Genomic DNA, 2,045 nt, shown 5'->3' on the forward strand with positions numbered 1-2,045 from the left:
ATAAAGTAAAAATTGCTATAAAACTTATAGCAATTTTTAATGTTATGATTTTAAAATACCTTTAAGTTTTCTATAAAAAATAATAAACTGTATGCCTTCAAAGATAACTGTAACAACAAAACAAATCAAAACTGTTACTAATGATAATGTTGTTATATATATCATCATTCTAGATAATACAATAACAAAGATAAACAATAATAATGTTGATAGTAAAAAGGTTAATAAAAAATGAAGCAATACATTTTTAAAATAAATTTTCTTTACATATTGAGATTGTTGTGTGAGAGATAGAAGATATTCATAAAAATGAAGATCTTTTTTTCTTTTCTTATATTTCATAATGCATATAGCTATGAGTGATATAGAAACCAAGCTTCCTATCATAAATAACTTTCTTTGTTCTAATGTTTCTTCCTCTTCAACAATTGAAGATAGTTCAATAGATGAAGATTGCAGTATTAAGTTCATATTTTCTAGATCTTGTTGAAATTGTGGTATATCATCTTGTGATGATAAAGTTACAATATAAGCATTAGGCTGGTATGGTTTATATATAATTTCCCCTTCATTATAACTATCAAACACCTGATTTTGTTTTAGCTGTTCTTCCATAAAAGTTCGTGGTAAATAAACTATATATTCGTATACAGGAAATGTCATCCCTAGACTTTCATATCCACTATTGACAATGCCCGCAATAGGTAATGTCACAGAAACAAAATTCTCATTTGTTGAAACAATTTCAATACGTTCATTTTCTGCATTAATGATATAACCCTCATTAAATACATTATATTGAGGTACTGGCAATTGAAATGTCAATAAGTCTCCAGATTGGATGAATCCAAGCTTATCAGCAAGAGATGCTGATATATAAATACCTTCTGTAGAAAAATTATCCCTCAGATATGAACTATTACCTTTCTTTTCATCATAACCAATGTATTCGACATAAGAACCTTCCATAAAGATTTCCTGATCATTATGGTAGATATAATTCACATTATAGTCACTAAAGAGATACATTGGTTTTATCTCTTTAATATAATCAAGCTGACTCAGTTTTTCAACAGTCTCTGAAGACAATGGAAATTCATCTCCACTATATCCATAATCCTCACCCCAAAGTGGTTGATAGACTGTAATATCATCGAAAGTTTTCTGTTCTAACATTTCCTTATATATACTCAAATATTCATTTCTGGAAACCAATCCTAAAACAATTCCACAAATCATCAATGCAGTGAAAAGATATTTCAAAATATAATAAACACGTCTATGTTTTACTATTTTCCAATAATAAGAAATGGTATCTTTTATTTTTACCTTTTTTAAAGGCATATGAATATGATAAATATCCCCTTGACGTTGTAATATATGATTCTTAATATGATAAATAACATCTGCTATTTTAATTATATTTTGATCTTGTGTTGTAATCACTGTCATACGTGAACTCAGATAATATTCTATTAACTTGATCATCTTTTGACTCATCTTTAGATCAACAAAAGCCGTTGGTTCATCTAATAAAATAATGTCTCTTTGTGAAATAATCGCAAACAATAATGATAAACGTTTCTTTTCTGCTTCTGTAAGCATGGAACCATACTTATCCAAACTATTCTCTAATTCTAATTCTTTTAATAACTTCTCTTCTAAGAACATATCTCTTTTCATATGAAATATGTGATAAAGCATATCTATATTGTCTTTGATTGTTAAATCTTCTTCAAACAAAGGTTCTTGCTTGGCATAATAAATACGTCCTACTAAAAAATCTCTTTGAACTTCTTTTTCATTAAAAGTATATGTTTGATATCCATCCCTTTGTAAAGCAATCATATCTAATAATGTACTTTTCCCACTACCCTTTTCGCCAGTCACAACTGTAATATTATGTCCAATACATACAAAATGAGCATTTTGAAAAAGAGTATTTTCGTATGCAACATTGATATTTTCTATTTTTAACATTGCTTCCCCTCCCTTTTCATCGACATCTCAAATCAGTATTCACCCTTTTGTCTATTATCTCATCT

Annotated in this window: 1 protein-coding gene; it reads right to left on the minus strand. The window is 27.8% G+C overall.

Annotated elements, in window-relative coordinates; translation table 11 throughout:
• Positions 1-42: 42 nt before the first annotated feature.
• Positions 43-1,980 carry an ATP-binding cassette domain-containing protein gene (locus ACZYT4_RS13965; protein ID WP_463786952.1) on the minus strand — a complete coding sequence of 646 codons (1,938 nt, stop codon included), beginning with the start codon at positions 1,978-1,980 and terminating at the stop codon, positions 43-45.
• Positions 1,981-2,045 lie beyond the last annotated feature (65 nt).

It is taken from the genome of Massilimicrobiota sp. mt181, assembly GCF_055420065.1.